Source organism: Clostridiales bacterium, from assembly GCA_015243575.1.
Lineage (GTDB): Bacteria > Bacillota > Clostridia > Peptostreptococcales > Anaerovoracaceae > Anoxybacterium > Anoxybacterium hadale.
In genome coordinates this window covers 4431952-4452280 of record CP042469.1, presented here as the reverse complement: position 1 = coordinate 4452280, position 20329 = coordinate 4431952, and the positions used below count along the sequence as shown (strand labels likewise).

At 44.8% G+C, this 20329-nt stretch carries 17 protein-coding genes; all 17 read right to left on the bottom strand.

What is annotated here, in order from left to right; genetic code table 11:
• Window positions 1-120 precede the first annotated feature (120 nt).
• A complete protein-coding gene (gene dusB, locus FRZ06_19515; GenBank protein ID QOX65384.1) occupies window positions 121-1077 on the bottom strand; it encodes a tRNA dihydrouridine synthase DusB in 957 nt (318 codons plus the stop codon).
• Window positions 1074-1868 carry a type III pantothenate kinase gene (locus FRZ06_19510; GenBank protein ID QOX65383.1) on the bottom strand — a complete coding sequence of 265 codons (795 nt, stop codon included), beginning with the start codon at window positions 1866-1868 and terminating at the stop codon, window positions 1074-1076. Before FRZ06_19510 ends, dusB begins: the two co-directional genes overlap by 4 nt.
• A gap of 245 nt (window positions 1869-2113) precedes the next feature.
• Window positions 2114-2254, bottom strand: a complete 141-nt coding sequence (locus FRZ06_19505) for an oxaloacetate decarboxylase (protein ID QOX65382.1) — start codon at window positions 2252-2254, stop codon at window positions 2114-2116.
• Between the two features lie 18 nt (window positions 2255-2272).
• Window positions 2273-3343, bottom strand: coding sequence for a sodium ion-translocating decarboxylase subunit beta (locus tag FRZ06_19500; protein ID QOX66022.1), 1071 nt, complete (start codon window positions 3341-3343; stop codon window positions 2273-2275).
• A 245-nt stretch (window positions 3344-3588) separates the two neighbouring features.
• On the bottom strand, window positions 3589-4683 hold the full coding sequence (locus tag FRZ06_19495; GenBank protein QOX66021.1) for a sodium ion-translocating decarboxylase subunit beta: 1095 nt from the start codon (window positions 4681-4683) through the stop codon (window positions 3589-3591).
• Window positions 4684-4797: 114 nt separating this feature from the next.
• Window positions 4798-5205 carry a biotin/lipoyl-binding protein gene (locus tag FRZ06_19490; protein QOX65381.1) on the bottom strand — a complete coding sequence of 136 codons (408 nt, stop codon included), beginning with the start codon at window positions 5203-5205 and terminating at the stop codon, window positions 4798-4800.
• A 20-nt stretch (window positions 5206-5225) separates the two neighbouring features.
• Entirely contained in the window at window positions 5226-5669 is a 444-nt protein-coding gene (locus FRZ06_19485) for a hypothetical protein (protein ID QOX65380.1), read from the bottom strand.
• Between the two features lie 52 nt (window positions 5670-5721).
• Window positions 5722-7263 carry a methylmalonyl-CoA carboxyltransferase gene (locus FRZ06_19480; GenBank protein QOX65379.1) on the bottom strand — a complete coding sequence of 514 codons (1542 nt, stop codon included), beginning with the start codon at window positions 7261-7263 and terminating at the stop codon, window positions 5722-5724.
• Window positions 7264-7452: 189 nt separating this feature from the next.
• Entirely contained in the window at window positions 7453-7878 is a 426-nt protein-coding gene (locus FRZ06_19475; GenBank protein QOX66020.1) for an acyl-CoA thioesterase, read from the bottom strand.
• 266 nt (window positions 7879-8144) lie between these two features.
• Complete coding sequence (locus tag FRZ06_19470; GenBank protein QOX65378.1) at window positions 8145-9833, bottom strand: hypothetical protein; 1689 nt, start codon at window positions 9831-9833, stop codon at window positions 8145-8147.
• Window positions 9834-9876: 43 nt separating this feature from the next.
• Window positions 9877-11442: a PucR family transcriptional regulator gene (locus tag FRZ06_19465; GenBank protein ID QOX65377.1), complete on the bottom strand. Its 1566-nt coding sequence runs from the start codon at window positions 11440-11442 to the stop codon at window positions 9877-9879.
• A 79-nt stretch (window positions 11443-11521) separates the two neighbouring features.
• A complete protein-coding gene (locus FRZ06_19460) occupies window positions 11522-13534 on the bottom strand; it encodes an ATP-dependent metallopeptidase FtsH/Yme1/Tma family protein (GenBank protein QOX65376.1) in 2013 nt (670 codons plus the stop codon).
• A 165-nt stretch (window positions 13535-13699) separates the two neighbouring features.
• Window positions 13700-15148 (bottom strand): tRNA lysidine(34) synthetase TilS, encoded by a 1449-nt coding sequence (gene tilS, locus FRZ06_19455; GenBank protein QOX65375.1) that lies wholly within the window; start codon window positions 15146-15148, stop codon window positions 13700-13702.
• A 159-nt stretch (window positions 15149-15307) separates the two neighbouring features.
• Window positions 15308-16141, bottom strand: coding sequence for a polyamine aminopropyltransferase (gene speE / locus FRZ06_19450; protein QOX65374.1), 834 nt, complete (start codon window positions 16139-16141; stop codon window positions 15308-15310).
• Between the two features lie 249 nt (window positions 16142-16390).
• Window positions 16391-18226 carry a SpoIIE family protein phosphatase gene (locus tag FRZ06_19445; GenBank protein QOX65373.1) on the bottom strand — a complete coding sequence of 612 codons (1836 nt, stop codon included), beginning with the start codon at window positions 18224-18226 and terminating at the stop codon, window positions 16391-16393.
• 264 nt (window positions 18227-18490) lie between these two features.
• Window positions 18491-19690 (bottom strand): hypothetical protein, encoded by a 1200-nt coding sequence (locus FRZ06_19440; protein ID QOX65372.1) that lies wholly within the window; start codon window positions 19688-19690, stop codon window positions 18491-18493.
• Complete coding sequence (locus tag FRZ06_19435) at window positions 19687-20247, bottom strand: RNA polymerase sigma factor (protein ID QOX65371.1); 561 nt, start codon at window positions 20245-20247, stop codon at window positions 19687-19689. The genes FRZ06_19440 and FRZ06_19435 overlap by 4 nt, the downstream gene beginning before the upstream one ends.
• Between the last annotated feature and the right edge of the window lie 82 nt (window positions 20248-20329).

Sequence of the window (20329 nt, the reverse complement as noted above, 5' to 3'; positions counted from 1 at the left end):
ATTGGTTCCATTTGACCGAAAGATGCGCTCGTATGCGCAATATTATAATGGATTTATCAGTAAAAGTCAAGATTTTCAATCTTTTGCCAGCTTGTTATCATACGGCCAACCGACTGTTCATTACTTCTTAATGGAAGACAGGGTTTCCTTCAGCAAATCTGCGTCTACTATGGTATTTAATTGGCGACGAATCGCCGCTGATCCCGAAATCCCCTTTAAATACCAGCCTGCGTGCTTTCTCATTTCTCTCACCGCAGCGTATTCTCCTTTTTCCTCAAGGAGCAAGTCAAAATGCTTGATAATAAGTTCTAGTTTTTCATCAATCTCCGGTGCTGCCGGCAGAGGTTTTCCTTCCCAAAGTGCCAGTGCCTCACGGAAGATCCACGGGTTTCCAAGGGCGCCTCTGGCAATCATCACAAAATCACAAGCCGTTTCCTCCATCAGCCTCATGGCATCCAGGCCAGAAAAGACATCCCCGTTACCGATAACCGGTATGGATACAGCTTTTTTAACATCCCGGATCACAGTCCAGTCTGCTTTTCCCGAATAGAACTGCTCCCTCGTCCTGCCGTGTACCCCAATGGCGCTGGCACCTGCAGCCTCTGCAGCCTTGGCGATTTCCACCGCATTGATTCTTGTCGAATCCCATCCAATTCGGATTTTAACAGTAACAGGCTTGCCCGCTGAGGCGACTGCGGCTCGAATAATCGTTTTTACAAGCTCCGGATCTTTCAAAAGAGCAGAACCTTCTCCATTTTTTACTACTTTAGGGACAGGGCAGCCCATATTAATGTCCAAAATACAATTTCCCCTGTCTGCAAGTTTTTCCGCTGTGAATCCAATAATCTCCGGCTCTGAGCCGAAGATCTGATATGCAACTGGTTTTTCCTCTTCATAAATCCGAAGAAGCCGTTCCGTTGATTTGTCGTTATAGTAAAGCCCTTTGCCGCTGATCATCTCCGAATAGACGAGACCGGCACCCTGTTCCTTGCAGATTCTACGAAATGGAGCGTCGGTGATCCCCGCCAGCGGTGCCAAAAAAAAGGGGTTTTCCAGCGTTACACTTCCTATTTTCATGCTCTGTGACCTTTGTTTTTTTCGTAGATTAATTGCAGCCCCTCCAATGTCAAAAGCTTATCGATGCTGTCAATACAGTCGATCCCGCTTCCGATCAGGGATGCGAGCCCGCCGGTAGCAATAACCTTCGGTACCTTTCCCGTCTTGGAATGCTGCGTTAACTCTTCCCGCATCTTTTTGATGATGTAATCAACCATCCCCATATGACCGTAAACAAGCCCTGACTGCATGCTCTCAATTGTGTTCTTACAAATCACGTGTCCCGGTGATTCCAATTCTACCTTTGGGAGTTTAGCAGTTTTTTCAAACAGCGCATCCGAAGCGATCTTGATTCCCGGTGCTATGGTTCCTCCCAGGTATTCGGCATTTTCTGTAATCGCACAGAATGTAGTAGCTGTTCCGAAATCGACGATGATCAGCGGACCACCATATTTGGAAAGTGCCGCCACGGCGTTTACAATTCGATCGGCACCGACCTGCTTGGGATTATCATATTTGATGATTAATCCGGTTTTAATCCCAGGCCCGATTACAATGGCCCTCCGGTTGAAATATTTCATGGATAAATGCTGAAGTGTGTACAGAACTGACGGAACTACCGTTGAAATAATAACATCCTTTATTTCTTTGGTGTTCAGACCTTCGTAGTTAAAAAGCTGATTAATAATCATACCGTACTCATCAGCACTTTTATTGTTATCGGTTTCCATTCTCCAGTTTTGAATCAGATTGCCGTCTTTGAAGACTCCTAATACAATGTTTGTGTTGCCAACGTCGAATGCTAGTAACATATCTGTTCTCCCTTCGATCTTCAGTTTATCTCCGTGAGTCATCAGTGATGAACACGGTTTTGTCAAATCGATTAATATAGTATAATTCAAACGTTTTATTTTTACAACAAAAATGTCATGTAAATTGTTGGTGCTGATGAGCTTGAGCCCCCACAGAATCATTTTCAAACCGAATCTACCGCTGAAAAACGCCTTAAAAAGATCCTATCGATCTTTTAAGGCGTTTCAAATGTCATTTTCGGTTATTATTTTTCCTTCTTTGCTGTCTTTGTGGCGACTGCAAGCATAATCTTTGTGGCGCAGTAAAATAAGATTAATACCGCGAAAACTCCGCCAAGTCCAAAAGCAGTAACCTCAAGGCCCGCTTCAATCAACTGCAAATCCATATCGATTACCTCCTTCGATTACATTGACGCAAGTACCGCAGGTACCAGTGCCAGGATCAAGCTTCCAGCCACAACGGAACCAAGCTGTCCCGCTACATTTGCACTCATAGCCTGCATCAGAATAAAGTTGCTTGGATCTTCTTTTGTGGCCATCCTCTGAACGACACGGCCTGACATGGGAAATGCGGATATTCCAGCTGCTCCGATCATAGGATTGACCTTATTGGGCAGGAACAGATTCAAGAACTTTGCGAAAAGAACGCCGCCAGCAGTATCGAAGATAAATGCCACTAGACCCATACCCATAATCATGAGTGTCTGCAAATTTAGGAATGCTCCTGCTGTCATGGTGGAACCAATGGTGATTCCAAGAAGCAATGTGACCAAATTTGCAAGTTCATTCTGGGCAGCATTTGAGAGCCTGGTGAGCACCCCGCAGGCTCTGATAAGATTTCCAAACATCAGGGAGCCTACAAGTGCTACACTCATTGGAGCAATAATACCTGCGATCAAAGTGATAATAATGGGGAAGAGGATTTCAACAACTCTTGGAACCTCAACCTGGGTATATTTCATTCTGATTTTTCTTTCATTGCTTGTTGTCAGCAGCTTGATCACCGGCGGCTGAATAATTGGTACCAGCGACATATAAGAATATGCTGCAACAGAGATCGGTCCCAGGTAGTTCTGCGCAAACTCCTTCGCAACATAAATGGATGTCGGCCCATCTGCCGCTCCGATGATACCGATGGATGCAGCTTCCTTCAAATCAAAGTGACCTGTCGCAAGGGCAAACATCATCGTAAAAAAGATTCCGAACTGTGCAGCGGCTCCGAAGAACAGCATGAATGGATTCTGAATCAACGGTTTGAAATCGATCATCGCTCCTACAGCAATAAAGATCAGTACAGGAAATAGCTCTGTTTTGATCCCTGCATTGTACAGGATTGTTAGAAACCCTTCATCGCCTATTGCAGAGGAAAGCGGGATATTACACAGAATTGCTCCAAACCCAATTGGAAGCAGCAGCATCGGCTCATACTCCTTAGCGATCGCAAGGTAAATAAGTAGCCCACCGATGGCAAACATGATGACTTGATTTATTTGTAAATTGAGAACTCCTGCAAAGAGTTCGTTCCAAAGACCACTCAAAGGTAAATTCTCCTCCTCTTTTGTGCGTATCGTACGCAATTTTTAGAATAAAACAAGGGAGATATGTCATACAAATCTCCCCCGTTTGTTTTTTATAATTCCTGAAAATATCGATTGAACAATACTTTCCTTGGCTCAGTCTTTATAACAACATATGGATTGATTTTGTTCAGCAATCAGTATCAGCCAAACATTGAAAGCAGTACGCCTGCCGCTACAGCTGAACCGATAACCCCGGCTACGTTAGGCCCCATGGCATGCATCAAAAGGAAGTTGGTCGGATTCTCAGACTGCCCTACCTTCTGCGAAACACGAGCCGCCATCGGCACTGCCGAAACACCGGCCGAACCGATCAACGGATTAATTTTTCCTCCTGTCAGCAAATTCATCAGTTTACCAAGGAGGACTCCTCCTGCAGTGCCCATGGCAAATGCAAGCACACCCAGTACAATGATCTTTATCGTCTCCGGAACCAGGAAGGTCGGACCCTGAGCGGATGCTCCTACCGAGATTCCCAGAAGGATTGTCACGATATTAATGAAGGCATTGGATGCTGTTTCAGAAAGTCTGGCTGTACAGCCGCTCTCTTTAAACAGATTGCCCAGCATCAACATACCCACCAAAGCAGCAGCTGGCGGAAGGATCAAAACCACCACAACCGTTACGAAGATAGGGAAGAGAATCTTCTCTCTCTGACTCACCACTCTAAGTTGATCCATCTTGATCATACGCTCTTTTTTCGTGGTGAGAGCCTTCATAATGGGCGGCTGAATTACTGGTACCAGCGCCATATAGGAATATGCAGCAACAGCGATTGCACCAAGCAAGTGAGGTGCCAGCTTCGTAGTCAGGAAGATGGCTGTGGGGCCATCAGCCCCACCGATGATTCCAATGGATGCTGCTTCCTGAGCAGTAAACCCAAGGAAAATTGCTCCGATAAACGTAGTAAAGATTCCCAGCTGTGCAGCTGCTCCAAGAAGCAGGGACTTGGGATTTGCAATGAGTGGTCCGAAATCCGTCATTGCTCCTATTCCAAGGAAGATGAGCGGAGGGAAAATCCCCAGCTTATTAAAGGAATAGAATAAGTAGAAAAGCCCTCCCGAAGTTTCGGTTTTCGAGGGGTCCATATATACATCAAATGCCGTTACAGTATGCTCAAATATACCTGTCAGCGGTAAATTAGAAAGGAGCATGCCGAAGGCAATCGGAACGAGCAACAGGGGCTCAAAGCCTCTTCGGATAGCCAAATATAGGAAGATCAGGGCAACACAAATCATGATGCCGCTCTTCAAATCCATATTCAATATCCCTGTCGTCAGTACAAATTCTTGAATCGTCGCTAAAATCATTTCTATTTCTACCTCCTAAAATTAAAAAAGTTAATATGGAGGTTACTTGAGTGAGAGCAAGATATCTCCTGCATTCACTGATGCACCTTTTGTAACCTGAATGGTATCAACTACACCTGCGCCTGGAGCCATGATCTCATTTTCCATTTTCATAGCTTCAAGTATCAGAAGAACCTGTCCAGCTGCAACAGCATCGCCAGGCTTTACTTTAATATCAAGGATGGTACCGGGCATGGGGCATTCGATCACCTGAGCACCTGCGGAAGGAGCTGCTGCCGGAGCCGCTGCTGGAGCTGGAGCTGCTGCAGGCGCTGGAGCCGCTGCTGGAACTGGAGCTGCTGCTGGTGCAGGTGCCGGAGCTGCAGCAGGGGCAGACGCTGTACCAGTGCCGACTTCTTCAACTTCAACTGCGTATGAAATACCATTTACCACAATGTTATATTTTTTCATAGTTACGATCTCCTTTTAGATTAAAATTTTCGACTATCAATGATCTCTGAAGCGCCGGCTCTGCTCCAAGAGGTGCTGTTTCCGGCAATTCTGCTGATCTTTCTGATGATCAGACGATTGGGAGAGGTGCCTTCCAGCGCAGCAATGGCTGCAGCAATTACTGCAATCAGCTCCGTTCCTGTTCCTGTGGCGGCTGATGCAGTGGTGGTCTGCACAGCTGCAGGAGCAGAGGTAGAAGATGCAGTTGGAGCGGTCGGTACAGCGGTTGGCCCTTTGGGCTTTCCTTCTGATTTATTGATGATTTTTGATACAAATGCAATGATTGCCCAGAGAAGAGTAAGTACAACAAATGTGGTTCCCATTCCCATTAAGGTCGTGATCAGCGCACCCTGTATCAATTCGCTGTTTGACAATCCCGAAATCATCTCGGGATCGGCAAATCGTTCCATCAAGCTTAATTCCATCTATGTCACCATGTTCCTTTCTGTAACATTAAACAATATGCTGGGCGCATTTTTACAGCGGAATATTTCCGTGCTTCTTAGCCGGCAGTGACTGTCTCTTGGATGCAAGCATGTCAAACGCACTGATGACTCTCTGTCGCGCCGTCGCAGGTTCGATGATATCGTCTACATAACCCATTTCAGCAGCCCGATAAGGATTATTGAATTTTTCTTCGTACTCAGCAACTTTTTCCTGCCTCTTGGCGACTGGATCAGCCGCTGCGCTGATATCGTTTTTGAACACGATGTTTGCCGCGCCTTCTGCTCCCATTACAGCGATCTGCGCACTAGGCCATGCGAGCACCAGATCAGCTCCCAGTTCCTTATTACACATGCCGATGTATGCACCGCCATAAGCTTTTCTCAGAATCATTGTGACCTTCGGTACCGTTGCTTCACAGTATGCATAGAGCATCTTCGCACCGTGTCTGATAATTCCGCCATATTCCTGATCTGTTCCGGGAAGGAAGCCGGGAACGTCCTCAATGGTAAGAAGAGGCGTATTGAACGCATCACATCTGCGAATAAATCTAGCCGCTTTGTCTGAAGCATTAATGTCGAGACAGCCTGCCGCAAATTTGGGTTGGTTCGCGATTACTCCGACAGTTTGACCATCCAATCTGATATAGCAGGTTACGATATTCTTTGCATAATGCGGCATGACATCATAAATCTCGCCGTTGTCTGCGAGTTTTCTGATGACTTCATAGATATCATAAGCCTTATTGGGATTCTCTGGAATGATTTCATTGAATTCCGGTATCAGTCTGTTGGAATCATCACCGGTTGCATATACCGGAGCTGTCTCAAGATTATTGGACGGTAGATAGCTGAGGAGATTTCTTACCTGCACAAGGGTCTCCGCATCGTCTTTCCCTATGAAATGGGCAACACCGCTGATAGAGTTATGGGTCATAGCACCGCCGAGCTTCTCAGCAGAGATGTCCTCTCCCGTTACGGTCTTAATGACCTGTGGGCCGGTAATGAACATCTGGCTTGTCTTATCTACCATGAATACAAAATCTGTGATGGCCGGGGAATATACAGCGCCTCCGGCACAGGGACCCATGATCACTGAGATCTGCGGGATCACTCCGGAAGAAATCGTATTGTTGTAGAAAATCTTTCCAAATCCAGAAAGTGCGTTGACTCCTTCCTGAATTCTGGCACCACCGGAATCGTTAAGACCAATAATTGGTGCTCCCATTTTAAGTGCCATACCCTGAACTTTAACGATCTTCTCCGCATGATATTCGCCGAGAGAACCTCCAAGAACAGTAAAATCCTGTGCATAAGCAAATACAAGTCTTCCGTCAACTGTACCATAACCGGTCACCACCCCATCTCCGGGAGCATGCTTATCGGCCATGTCGAAATTGTTGCATCTGTGTGATACGAATACGTCAATTTCTACGAAGCTGCCTTCGTCAAACAGAAGATCCAGTCTTTCTCTTGCTGTCAGCTTTCCTTGCTTGTGCTGAGCATCAATTCTTTTCTGTCCTCCGCCAAGGGCGATTGCTGCCTTTTTTGTGCGAAGATCTTCAAGCTTGTTCATACATTCTTCCTCCTGTAATTAGTTTTGCATCTATATAAAAGTTTCACTAATGCCGACTATTCGATTGTAATGTTGAAAAGATCGCAAATTTCCCCTTATAAATAAGCATATCAATGATAATATATATGAAATATGCTTAATTTACAACAAAATATCTCTTGTATACATTATATTTCGAGGCGCTGCTCCTTAATGGCTCAGCGTCTCTGCTCTCTGTCTGATCTGGATTTCCTCCTCATCGGTAGTCTCATCCATTACGATCCCGTGGGGCCTCTTACGTTTTGTATCCGGCTCCACACAAACAAAGGTTAGGTATCCGTCTACATGAGTTGTTCCGTGAATTTCAGACATGACTTTAACATATACGGTGATACTGGTTGTTCCAACCTTTGCAACCCTTGAATAAAATGTGATGATATCGCCCTTTTGAACCGGTTTTGTAAATGTAAAGCCATGTATGTTTACGCAAAGTACATCCTGAGGTCTTCCATGCTGCGATGCGGCAGCAACAAAGGCTGCTTCCACAAGCCACTCGGCGGAACGCCCTGCGAACAAAGTTCCGTGGTGATTTAAATCCTCTGACTTTACAAGATGAGATATTTTGTAGTATTTCATTTTCGTACTTCCTTTCTTTTCTGCCGTTTTGTGAGTTACCGTCATTTCTTGATCGATAGCTGTTTCCTGATTTGCTGTTCGTTCTTCCCTTGCGCTTGCTTTTTCCTTTACCGTTACTTTTCGATCGACAGCCATTTCTGTGACTGGTATTTCTTTTGCCGGAACCATATGTTCTGGCGGCCTCTCCTTTGCGTTGGAGGCTGAGGTTTGTTTCTTGCTCAAATCTTATCCTTTCTTAGAGAAGCGCAGATTTAATGGAGCGTTTTTCAGAATAATTTTTCTGCAGTCTGGACCATTTGATTTCTGCTTCTCTTATCCGGATGAATCTCTCCGGGAATTAATAGGATCAGATCACCTTCTTCAAAGTACGTTACACCTGCGATATGTTGGTAGAATTCCCCTCCAGCCATCGCCTTATTCATATACAGAACCACCGGCTGATTCAATCTGGTAATCCATGGTCCATTTCGGACCAAGTTGGTATCTGCCATAATTAAATTTCGTGTCTCGCCCAAGACGATGCTGATATCCTTCCGATTGTCCATTGATACGGAAGCTGCACCGAGACGCTTTACTGCGGTGCTCAGAGGCAGCAATAGATTGCCGCTTCGGTTTTGCTGCACAGGAAGAATCTCATCACCATTCATAAAAGTATCTGCTTTACCTTGAAAGTAGAATAAATATTCCCCCTTTTTTGCAATCAGTGATTGCTCCATGACCTCACGAAGTTCATCCGTAAGATCGGATTTGGCGACAATGGAGTCAAAATCTTTTCCACTTTTTATGGATTCCAGGCGATATTCATATTTTTTATGTAGGATTCTAAGTCCCTCAGAATCTTTCCAAAGCAAATATTCCAGCTTAATTTCTGATTCAGCAGGATTGCCTGTGGTTTGTCCTGCTCTGTAATTTTGCAGATTGGCCTTCCCATGGCGAATCTCCACGATCAGCTTGTGCTTTCCCTCAGAAAGAGCAAGAAGATCCGTGGCCGATGCCGCAACCGGTGAGTCATTCAGATAGAATGTACCTGTTTCACCCGCTTTCAGCCCGTATATCACAATAGATTCCAGACCTTTGATTCTCTCATCTGTCAATTTTCTGAGCCTGCCGTTTTCTGAGACCGCCAGGTAGTAATCTCTTTCAGCTCCTTCGAACTCTTCAGGAAGAAGTGTTCCCGAATACACACCCCAGGCTCCTTGCTTCAGATACAACATGGCATCCTCATATACAGAAACGGGATGGACATAAACCCGAATTCCCTCTTTTGCTAAAGCAGTGCAATACCCTTTCTCTGCGACGTAGTCCGGCATGGCAACAGCATAGATATCCTTTTCCTTGACAAAGGAAGACAGTCGCTTTGTATCGATTTCATCCATCGTATACAAGGTGAAAATAATGGTATCGAAACCAAGTTCTTTGGCCCCATCCCACTGATCGTAATCGTAAATCTGAGTGATGATCTGATTCGTTACTTCAGGATATTTCGATGCTATGGTCTGCAGGAGTTTCAGATTGTCACCCTTTGTATCGGTAATAATGCGAACTTCTCTATGGGCTTTCAAGATTGGAACGAGTTTATCGAAGGTGAGTACCTCAAACTCGCCATGAACTTTCAGTGCCAGAAAATCATGAAAGGAGATTTTTTGATCAAATGTCATCCCATAATAATGCAGCGCTGTTCGATCCCAGTCATGAAGCATAATGATTTTACCGTCAGAGGAAAGCTCCATATCTAATTCTATGTATTGATACCCGCTTCGTATGGAATGATTCAGTGCTTCTAGTGAATTGGTGGTTTCATAACCTTTGTATGAACCGCCGCCATGAGCAATCACTCTTTCATAGAGGACGGCCTCTGCCGGATCGTCTGCAAAGACAGGGATGATTTGAATCAGTGGCAAAATGATTTGTATCATCAATAAGATAAGTATTCTTGAAGTAATTGTTCTTTTCATAGCTGGGTTATTCAAGGCTCTTCTTTCTCCGAAATCACGTCAGTTACAGCATTCTTGTTATCTTTTCAATTCGTTCCACCGCCAAGGCTACAGTAAGTCCCGGAATAATGGAAGTCCCCATCATATCTGCCTGAAGGATCTCTCTGATCCGTTTCAGGCGGTATTGTACCGTATTTGTATGGATATTCATGAGCTTTGCGGTCTTCGATGTATTCATCCCAGCATCAAGCACAAATATTTCCAGAGTCTCAAGCAGCTGCTTGCTCTTACCTTCTTTTGAGGTCTTGAAGGGTGCGATTAAATCCATGTAATTCTTCTTAACCGTATCACTCTTGATGGAAATATTGATACAATTGCTGGCCAGGGCAAGTTCATACTTAGTAAAAACATTCATATGGGGGAAAATGTATTGAATAAAAGGCCAGGCTTCATTGATCAGCTGAAAAGCATCCGAGCAGCCTTCCATTCCATCTAGACCAGTCACATGAAAAATCATAGCGCCTTGTCCCAATGGCAGCTCCTGATAGAGTTCTGTGCAAGAAACCCTGGACTTGGTATGATCCCGTTTCAAAATCATTCCAAAGATTTCATCTCCCTCGTGAATTTTCAAAACCTCATAGCCCGTTCGTTTTTCGAAGGAGGTGATTTTTTTCAGGCTGTCATCCCGTTCGACTCCCGTGATGCAGAAGACACTAAGAATCTCTGCACCTTCAGACATAGCCTCGTCTTTCAGACAATATGCCAAGCTCTTATTGCCTCGCCTAAGTGCTTTTATAAACTCTGCCTTCGCATCCTTGACAGGGCTGTACTTCCACATTCCCATAGCAATTTCCAGAATCTCAGCCAATTTTGTAATTTCGCCCGGCGAGTAGGAGTCCTCATTATCCACAATAAACATATAATGTTTTTCACCGTTTATGGTAACCGGCCCCCAATAGGTCAGGGCACCATTGATATCAATCCTGGTATAAACTGCCGATTTATCTACATCCCGCTCAATACCTTCACGAATGGCTTCGGCAATTGTGGTTCTGTGCCTGGTTTCCACCGAAAAAATTGGATTAAAATCCTCACTCAGAATCACCATTTGAAAATTATTGTTGATAGCAGCCTCCCTGGCCGCTGACTGGAAATTACTGTGCTTTTCAAAGTTCAACAAGTGAAAAATGGTGTTGCTGATGAGTCTGTTGGCAAAGTTGTCCCCATAAAGAACCTTCTCCATTACCTCATTGACGATGTCGCTGTATGTGGTTGTCGGCTCAGGAGGTACTACAAGCATTGGAAGTTTTAGCTCGTTGGCAAGCGCAAGGACTCTGCGGGGCATAGATTCCAGCTTTGTTTCCGGCGCTAGCAGGATTAGTGCCGCCTCACCATGATCTGCAAGGGATCGCACCGTCTGAATTTGAGCTTCCTCTCCGAGAACATCAAAAAACGATGCTGTAAGAACCAGCTCGTTCTTTTTATGAAAATCGGCCATATGATTGCTTAGGCTTCCTGCTTCAAAAAAGGAAACTGCGGTTACTCTGTTATCCAAACCCTGATTGCCCGCAATCAACACAGCCTTTTGAAATACGGGAAGCTCCAGGCAATCTTTCACTGTTACCTTCATACTATACCTCACCATTGCAAACGCCAACGGAAGCGTTTCCTATAAAAGAGGCAGGTAAATTACCTGCCCCAAAATTCAGTTATCGTTTTCCTTCAGGTCCTATGCTTCCAGGATCTGACTCATCTGAGTCGGTACCTGCCGCTTCGCTCTCTTCCTGTTCATCATTTTCTTCATCTGCAGGCTCTTCGTCTTCCAGTTCCATGGCTGCTTCCAAAGCATTGGCTTCTTCAATGGCTCGTTCCATATGGTGAACTTCCTCGATGAGCTGCTTAGATGTTTTTGCACCTGTGAACAGCGCTTCAAACTGCTCTCCATCAAGAGTCTCAATCTCGAGCAATGTCTTGGCAATGGTGTGAAGCATATCGATATTTTCTGTCAGCAGCTTTTCTGCTGTCGAATAGGCATCTTCCACAATGGTACGGATCTCTTCGTCGATTTCCGATGCCATTTCTTCCGAGTAGTTCTTTCTCGTGGAAAAATCCTTACCCAGGAACACTTCATCCGATGAGCTGTAATTCACAGGACCCAGTCTTTCACTGAAACCGTATTTCGTTACCATACCGCGTGCTATTTCTGTCGCTCTCTCGATGTCGTTGCTGGCTCCGGTACTGATGTCGTTCAGCGTTAGTTTTTCAGCCACACGGCCTCCCAGAAGATGAACGATCTGTTCCGTCATTGTGGTCTTTGTGGCGTAATATTTATCCTCTTTCGGAAGAATCATTGTAAATCCGCCGGCTCTTCCTCTCGGTATAATTGTCACCTGATGTACAGGATCGGTATTGGGCATCATTCTGGCAACCAGTGCATGACCTGCTTCATGATATGCGGTAAGCTTTCTTTCGCTTTCACTGATCACTCTGCTCTTCTTCTCAGGGCCTGCAATTACCTTCGTAACGGCTTCTTCGATTTCATCCATTCGAATCTTTTTGCCGTTTCTTCTTGCGGTAAGCAAGGCTGCTTCGTTGAGCATATTCTCGATGTCCGCCGGTGTAAAGCCCGGGGTTCTTCTTGCTAAGACTTTGGGATCAACCGACTCATCCAGCGGCTTATTTTTGGAATGTACCCGGAAGATCGCTTCTCTTCCTTTGATATCCGGAATTCCAATGACCACCTGACGGTCGAATCGACCGGGACGCAGTAGCGCCGGGTCCAGAATGTCCGGTCTGTTCGTTGCCGCCAAGATAATAATTCCTGCATTCTCACCAAAACCGTCCATTTCCACCAAAAGCTGATTTAAGGTCTGCTCTCTTTCGTCATGACCACCGCCTAGGCCAGCGCCTCTTTTTCTTCCCACAGCATCAATTTCATCGATGAAGATGATACAGGGTGAATTTTTCTTAGCTTGTTCAAATAAATCTCTTACTCTGGAAGCTCCAACTCCGACAAACATTTCAACGAAATCAGAACCGCTGATACTGAAAAACGGCACGCCCGCTTCTCCTGCAGCAGCCTTGGAGATATAGGTTTTTCCTGTTCCCGGAGGGCCTACCAGCAGGATTCCCTTCGGTATTCTTGCGCCCAGGGCATAATACTTCTTAGGATTCTTGAGGAAGTCAACCACCTCTTCAAGCTCTTCTTTCTCTTCCTCAAGCCCGGCCACATCATCGAAGGTAACCTTTTTCAATTCGTCTTCTTTGTGAAGCTTGGCTCTGCTCTTGCCGAAAGACATCACCTTTCCGCCGCCGCCCTGTCCCTGATTCATAAAAACAAACCAGAAGATGATCAGGATTGCAACCATGATAATCGTAGGCAGCAGTGATACAATCCACGGAGTTGTTTTGGGTTCATCACTGTTAAGCGTAATCTTCCCCTCTTCCATCTGCGGGAAGATGTACTGCTCATTGAGCATATTAATTTCCAGAACCGACGGTGCATAGGCAACGATCTTATCTCCGTTCTTAAGCGTACCGTTCAAGACCCGATCATTGATCGTCATCGATTCCACATTTTCGTTCTTCAGTTCAGTTGCAAATTTGGAAAAGTCAACTTCCTTTACTTCCTGTTCCGGCGTCCCCTGGTAAAACCATGCCATCGCCAGAACCAATCCAAAGATTACAACATATATCCCCAAATTTTTAACGACTCTATTCAATGTCTGTTGTTCCCCTTTCTTGGACTCTCTGCTTCGCCATAATTATGTATTAATCAATGGCATTGTATTGCTTCTGCAGAAAATTTATACCTGCAGCATTACTGCAGAATTCTAACATTTGTTCTAATTGTACTGAACGTTTTTTTGCCCAGTCAAAAAATTTTATCATGTTTTTGTGCAATATTCAAGTACAATGATTTGTTCTGTTGCATCCTCCACCTTAAAATTCTCGCTGGTTCGGCTGCCTACAATCCAGATCACTTCCGCACCGATTGATACGATGGGTATCCGGTCACGATCCAGCTTGTCAATTTTTGCATCAACAAAGAAATCCTGCAGTTTTTTTCGTCCTCTCATACCAAAAGGGACGATATAATCACCCGGTTTTCTCGTGCGTAGAATCGGAGTCACTTGGGAAGCCATTAATTTCTCCAGGCTGAGGCTGCAAATTTCATTGTTACCACCGAACTTCTCTTTTTTTCTCCATGAAACCCAATTCTGTCTGCTTAGAATTTTTACCCCGATTTCGGCATTTAATTCACTGATTTGTATTTTGCCTTCCTTGTTAATATTTATTTCATATTCAAAAGAATTCTTTTCCGTTTTCGCCTTCTTGTAAAACTCAACCTTGCCATATTGAATTCTCATGCCGTACCCCATGGGAAAGTCTGTAGAAGCCGAGGTTTTACCCTCTATCAGAAGTTCATCTGCCTGTTCCAGATGAACCGAGCCCATATCCCTTACAAGACCAATCCGTTCAAACAAGCCCTTCACAACACGATGCCGGAGAGCAGGCTCAAGCTCCTTCAGAAGATTCACCGACATCCGCACAGAATTCGATCCGAATTCAGCATGCTCTTCAATAAGAACATTTACCTTCCCGCTGAAATATGCCTTATCCTCTTTTGCAATCGCAGAAAGACGGTTTAACACCGTGGTGATGTTGGGATTAAACTGCTCCGATAAATACGGCAGCAACTCCAGTCTGATCTTGTTCCTTGTGTAAAGCGGCTCAAGATTGGTAAGATCAATCTGCGGCTCCAGCTTGTGTTCGCAGCAATACGCTTCTATTTCCTCCCGTGTGATATCTAATAATGGCCGGATGAGGGTTCCTCTGTCCGGGTCATTTCGCAGATATTCTATCCCGCAGAGTCCTTCCGTACCGGTTCCGCGAAGAATTCTCATCAGAACCGTTTCCGCTTGATCATTCATGTTCTGGGCTACCGCGATCTTTACTGTTTTTCCTGTTTCACATGCAATTTTTTCTGCTACTAATGCGAAAGACTGATAGCGTACCTGTCTTCCGGCATCTTCACTGGAAGCCCCTGTTTCAGCAGCAATCTTTTTTACATCATAGATGAAGGTATGACACGGCACATGATAAGATTTGCAGAGGTCTTCCGTGTACTTTTGATCCTGCTCCGCTGCACCGGGTCTGAGTCCATGGTTAATATGAACAGCATCAATTCCCAGATCCCATTCTTCCTTCAGGCTTTGAAGGATATGAAAAAGGCACACCGAATCGGGGCCTCCGGAGAGTCCGATTACGATGTGCTCACCATGTTCAATCAGATTGTTTTTTACAATTGTATCTTTAACCTTATCCTTAATCATCCCGTTGTTTTAACAGTCCTTCCTTTCATCAGCCGGCCTGCGGTCTCCATACGCGCTGATTGAATGGCAGGTGTGCGCAGCTGGTTGGAATGAATCAGCGTTTCCTAAATCATTGTAACATGTTTTAACCACGATGGACAGATACAATAATGAAGCAGGCTAGTACTCCGTTTCGGTCAGTTCTTCGACAAACCGGGGAAGAACAAAGCTGGCTTCATGAGTCTTTGCCGTGTACCAACGAGGCTCAAAATCCGCGAAGCGAACCGGACTTGCCGGATCATACTTCTTAGAACCGATGGTAAAGCAGTGAAGCCCGCTGGGATAGGTCGGAATGTTTGCTGTATAAAGTCCGGTGATCGGATAGATGGACTTAACGTCCTTCTGGATTCTTTTGATCAGCTCTCTATGATAAAAAGGAGATTCGGTTTGTTGTACAAATAAACCATCCTCTTTCAGCGCACCGAAAATGTCTTTATAAAACTCATAGGTGAAAAGAAGCTCTCCTGGCCCCACAGGGTCAGAGCAATCCACGATAATGACATCATACATCCCCTGAGATTCCTTCATATGCTTCAGTCCATCTTCGGTTTTTTGTTCTACAAGCGGGCTGCCCCAAACCGTACTATTCCACTCCGGCAGATAGGCTTTGCAGATTTCGATCACCCTGCCGTCAATGTCAACCCAGTCCACCTTTTCCACACTTTTGTGCCGTATGATTTCACGAACACTTCCTCCGTCTCCTCCTCCGATGACCAGAATCCTCTTTGGGTCGGGATGGGAGAGCATCGGAACGTGAACAATCATTTCATGATATACGAATTCATCAAAGGTTGTGGTCTGAATCACGCCATCCAGAACCATCATCTTTCCGAAATATTCCGTCTCCATAATGTCCACTTGCTGAAATTCAGTTTTTTCTGAGTATATAGTTCTTTTTACCCTGCAGGTAAAATTGACGTCCTCATTCTGCTGTTCTGTAATCCATAATTCCATTTTCTTATCCTCCGTTATACCGTTTTATTTATTGTCTGCGTTCCTCGAACAACTTATGTTGACCAATCAGAAATTTTATCATATTTTCTTTGATAAGGCTTCTATTGTCAAACGAAAATGCTGCCCCTCGGTATTACAGCGGATATCATATTATCACTAGCGAATCCATCATGCAAGAACAACCATTATATTCCATATTCCAGAGTAATTAGACGGTCAGCTGTACGCACGTAAGGAATCAGTGCCTCCCTAATTTATAATTGCGGTGATGACGGTCATGTCATCTTTCTCTTTGATGCCGTAGCGTTCTACCGCTTTATTAATAATCAGGTCAGACATGGTTTGAGGGTCTTTTGAGCGGATTGCAGAGATGGTCTCTCTAATCCAGTCCATTTGTCCGTCATTTCTGTCGGCCTCAGTAATTCCGTCGGACACGATGATGATCTCATCGCCCTTTCTCGCCTGAAATTCTATATGATTGATTCGTATACTGTCGACGATGCCCATGGGCAGCGCAGAAACCTTGACGGTCTCGACTTTATCACCTCGTTTGATAAAGGTTGCCGCAGCACCGATTTTAAACAGCTTTAGCTTCCCCGTATATTTATTGAACAGGCCAAGATCCACAGTAGAGAAGATCTCTTCCGTAGATTTAAACAGCAGAAGAGAATTGATGGTCTTTAGCGCCAGCTCTACGTCAAAGCCCGCTTTCATCAAGTTATAAAGTGAAGTTATGGTCAGCGCACTTTCTCTCGAAGCGCTTTCTCCCTTACCCATACCATCGCTCAAGGCGATCATGTAATCGCCTTCCTTCAGGTCGGCACAAATATAACTATCCCCCGAAATATTCCGTTCCTTGGCATAACCTGAGACACCTACACGGACACGGTACTTTTCTTTTGAAGGGAGAATGCATGGATCGGTCTGTTCCAGCGATTCGATCATGGATTTTGTTACTTTGACCATACCGCGGAATTGCAGTGCGATAATATTATTCCGATTGCGATTCGAACTATAGAGAGACGATAATTTTTCGAATGCGTCCAGATATCTTCCTAAAGTGAGCTGCATCCGATCCCGGGCAGTCAGCTCTTCATAGATATGATCCTGCCTGATCTTTGCGAGAAGCAATTCGATTTGCCCCATTGCTCTCTTTGGAATGATCATGAACACAAAAGCCGCAAGAATCGGATCATATATGGAAAGATAAAGCTCAGGATATCCTTTGATCAGCCCAAAGGCGATGCATACCGCTGCGAAACACATTCCTGCAGCGATCCGATTCAATCCCTTGAAAAACCCTGCGGTCAGCCCCGCGCAGGCAAAAATTCCGATGAGAGCAGGAGACTCCGATGTTACGAGTACCGCAGTCATTCCCGCAACGATTCCGGTAACCCCTCCTTCCATAATTCCAATCTTGTATCCCAGCAGAAGTGTAATAAAAAGGGCAAAGAAATAGACTGGCGAAAACACCCAAACTGTCTCAATTCCAATCCCTCCAGCCATGAGTACAATAGCCGCCGCAGAAGCAATGATTCCCTCCGCCATGGTTCCTGTATTTTTTTTCCCTTTGTCAAGCAGTCCGTAAAAGCGGTGAAAGACATAAACAAATGCCAGAATTAAAAGCGCTTCAATGAAAATCATAAAAATATCAAACATAAAAACAAGCTGAGTTGTAAAGAAATAAATTGATTTTGTCAATACCATGATCGCTGCTGCTGTGAAGGCTTTTATCAAAAGGTTGATTTTTAACCTTCCGGTTAAAAAGAACAAGATACCACAAATTACAATTGCAATTGCATCTCCCCAAATCTCATAGCCTGTCCCATAATGGGTTAAAAGGCCTCCCAGAACAAGAGGCATGGTGTAAATATTTGCTCTGCTCTTATGTAACAACACCGTAATCAATGCAATTCCACAGGGAAAAACGGCAAAGAAAAGAGCTGTCCTTCCCAGCAGGATAGAGCTGAGAAGAATTGCTGCTATCCCGGCATACTGTCCTGCAGCTGACCTTGACGCTTCCCTTGGTCCTTTGGAGAATCTGCCAAACAACGTGTTTCGCACATTTTCTAATAATAATTCCATTACAATCACCCCTTTTTTGCAGTAGAAATCAAATTTACGATTTCTTCGCACAAGCTGCTCATCATTTGTAAGCAAAATAGCATGCTAATGTCAGTATAATTTGTTCTAAGGGGTAACTTTGTAATAACTTGTAGCAAAACCGTTGAAATTTCAGCTAATTACTCTTATTTTTCCGCAAAAAAAGCCCCTGTTCTTCCAAAACAGGGGCGTGATCTGTCTAAAGGTGGATCATTGATCCGATTCTTCAGGATTACAAGGCTCTTTTCAGTTGAAGTTTTCGTTCCAAAGCGGCATATTCGCCAGATATCTTTCGTCTACTGCAGGAACATAAAAAGCGCCAAAGGTTTTTAGTCCACCATCGATTTTCATGGTAGGCAGCTCCACCAGGAAGCGATAATAGGGCATAAAGATCTCATCATACCTGGTCGTTCGGTAGATCAGTTCCACACCAGCAATCATTTTCTCTCCTGGCATCTTTTCCGGAACGCTGGTAAGATACTTTTTCTGGAGCAGGAGTTCCCTCGCTTTCTGCACTGTTATAATGGGATAGTCCCCAAGTTTATTCGATAAATCTTCCTTCTGCCGATCTATGATCCAAAGCTTTCCGTCCTCATCGGGTGAAAACGATATCCGGTTGAAGTTATACCCCAGTATTCTGTCAGTTATATTTCCCTCCGATTCAAAGGCCTCATAAGAGAAGGTCCTCTGTCCATAAATATTGTAATCTCCAAACAGATCCAGTGAAGGAGATTTGATCCCGCTAACGTGCTGATATTCTTTCAGAAGATAGTTCATAACCTCCCTGGCTTGCTGCTCCGAAGTATCATAGAACGTAAATCGGTACGCTTTCGGCAGCTTTATGCCATTTTCAAAAACAATCCGAACAGCGCCGTTTGCTTCAGTCTTGATGGCCACATCACCACTGGTAATAACAACTTCATCCTCTTGCAAGTTTATAGAAGCGGAATTCACGTCTAATCCCATAGAAGTTGCCACATCAAGAGCAGCCCCTTTCATTTCCTCCATTGACAGTCCCTTAACAGGCATTCCTGCTTGATCGTAACTTACAGGATTCCGAAACACCGGCAGGGTTGTGATATTGTCATCCTCAGACCATGGATTTCCGCCGGAAAGTTCTTTTGCGTTATGCGCAAGAAAGCCTTCAAAGCCATAGTCGCCCATGTTCTCATTGAGGGTAAGGATCGGGAGCTCTGGGTATAGCCCCGGTGATGGAACCGTGGGTTTTTCCGGCGATGGGATTGGGGAGGGCTCTTGTTCGATCGGGAGGAATCCAATGGTCAAAGCGATCACCGCACAAGCTGCAGCAGCGACAGCCCACCCGATCCATTGATTCTTTTTCTTCGTTCCGGGCTTTCCCTTCAAGCTGTGAGTATCTGCCTCTGCAATCAGTTTATCATCAATCATGCTGATTTCATCCAGCAATTTCTCGCTGTTCTTTCTCATATCACAACCCCCTCTTTCTCCAGATAGGCTCTCAATCTGTTTCTGATACGAAACAGTGTGGATTTCACCTTGCTCTCACTAATATCAAACCGTCTCGCTATGGATGAGATCGAATCAACATACCAGTAACGTCGTACAAACAAGATTCTCTGCTCTGTATCAATGGAATATAAGAAGCTGTCAAGATGTTTGGCAATACTTCCCATCTCATACTCAGACTCCACTGAGCTCTCGGAAGGAAGGCAGCCTTCCAGTTCACTGAGCAGCAAATGAACTTCATTTCCCCCACGCTTTTGTCTGTGCTGTTCTTTATAACGATTCAACGATAAATTTCGCGTGATTCTTCCCAAAAACGATCGAAAGACGACCGGACGCTGCGGAGGAATTGCATTCCATGTTTTAAGATAGGCATCGCTGACACACTCATCGGAATCCTCCTTGTTTTCTAAAATATTCATCGCAATCCGAGTGCAGTAAGTGCCGTACTTTTGTGCTGTCTCATGGATGGCGGTTTCCGAACGGGCATAGTATAATTCAATAATTTTTTCATCATCCACACCAGTTACCTCCTATCATTCACCTCTCATAATTGATCTGTTATTCATAAAGACAACAAAAAACGCCCCACGTTGCAATTAC

Bases quoted from the DNA above. Each gene is read 5' to 3' on its own strand.
- FRZ06_19445 (QOX65373.1), bottom strand. From the start codon at position 18,226: ATGGAATTATTATTAGAAAATGTGCGAAACACGTTGTTTGGCAGATTC.
- FRZ06_19440 (QOX65372.1), bottom strand. From the start codon at position 19,690: ATGAGAAAGAACAGCGAGAAATTGCTGGATGAAATCAGCATGATTGAT.
- FRZ06_19510 (QOX65383.1), bottom strand. From the start codon at position 1,868: ATGTTACTAGCATTCGACGTTGGCAACACAAACATTGTATTAGGAGTC.
- FRZ06_19495 (QOX66021.1), bottom strand. From the start codon at position 4,683: ATGATTTGTGTTGCCCTGATCTTCCTATATTTGGCTATCCGAAGAGGC.
- FRZ06_19485 (QOX65380.1), bottom strand. From the start codon at position 5,669: ATGGAATTAAGCTTGATGGAACGATTTGCCGATCCCGAGATGATTTCG.
- FRZ06_19470 (QOX65378.1), bottom strand. From the start codon at position 9,833: ATGAAAAGAACAATTACTTCAAGAATACTTATCTTATTGATGATACAA.
- FRZ06_19505 (QOX65382.1), bottom strand. From the start codon at position 2,254: ATGGATTTGCAGTTGATTGAAGCGGGCCTTGAGGTTACTGCTTTTGGA.
- dusB (QOX65384.1), bottom strand. From the start codon at position 1,077: ATGAAAATAGGAAGTGTAACGCTGGAAAACCCCTTTTTTTTGGCACCG.
- tilS (QOX65375.1), bottom strand. From the start codon at position 15,148: ATGATTAAGGATAAGGTTAAAGATACAATTGTAAAAAACAATCTGATT.
- FRZ06_19475 (QOX66020.1), bottom strand. From the start codon at position 7,878: ATGAAATACTACAAAATATCTCATCTTGTAAAGTCAGAGGATTTAAAT.
- speE (QOX65374.1), bottom strand. From the start codon at position 16,141: ATGGAATTATGGATTACAGAACAGCAGAATGAGGACGTCAATTTTACC.
- FRZ06_19465 (QOX65377.1), bottom strand. From the start codon at position 11,442: ATGAAGGTAACAGTGAAAGATTGCCTGGAGCTTCCCGTATTTCAAAAG.
- FRZ06_19480 (QOX65379.1), bottom strand. From the start codon at position 7,263: ATGAACAAGCTTGAAGATCTTCGCACAAAAAAGGCAGCAATCGCCCTT.
- FRZ06_19500 (QOX66022.1), bottom strand. From the start codon at position 3,343: ATGTTTGCCATCGGTGGGCTACTTATTTACCTTGCGATCGCTAAGGAG.
- FRZ06_19490 (QOX65381.1), bottom strand. From the start codon at position 5,205: ATGAAAAAATATAACATTGTGGTAAATGGTATTTCATACGCAGTTGAA.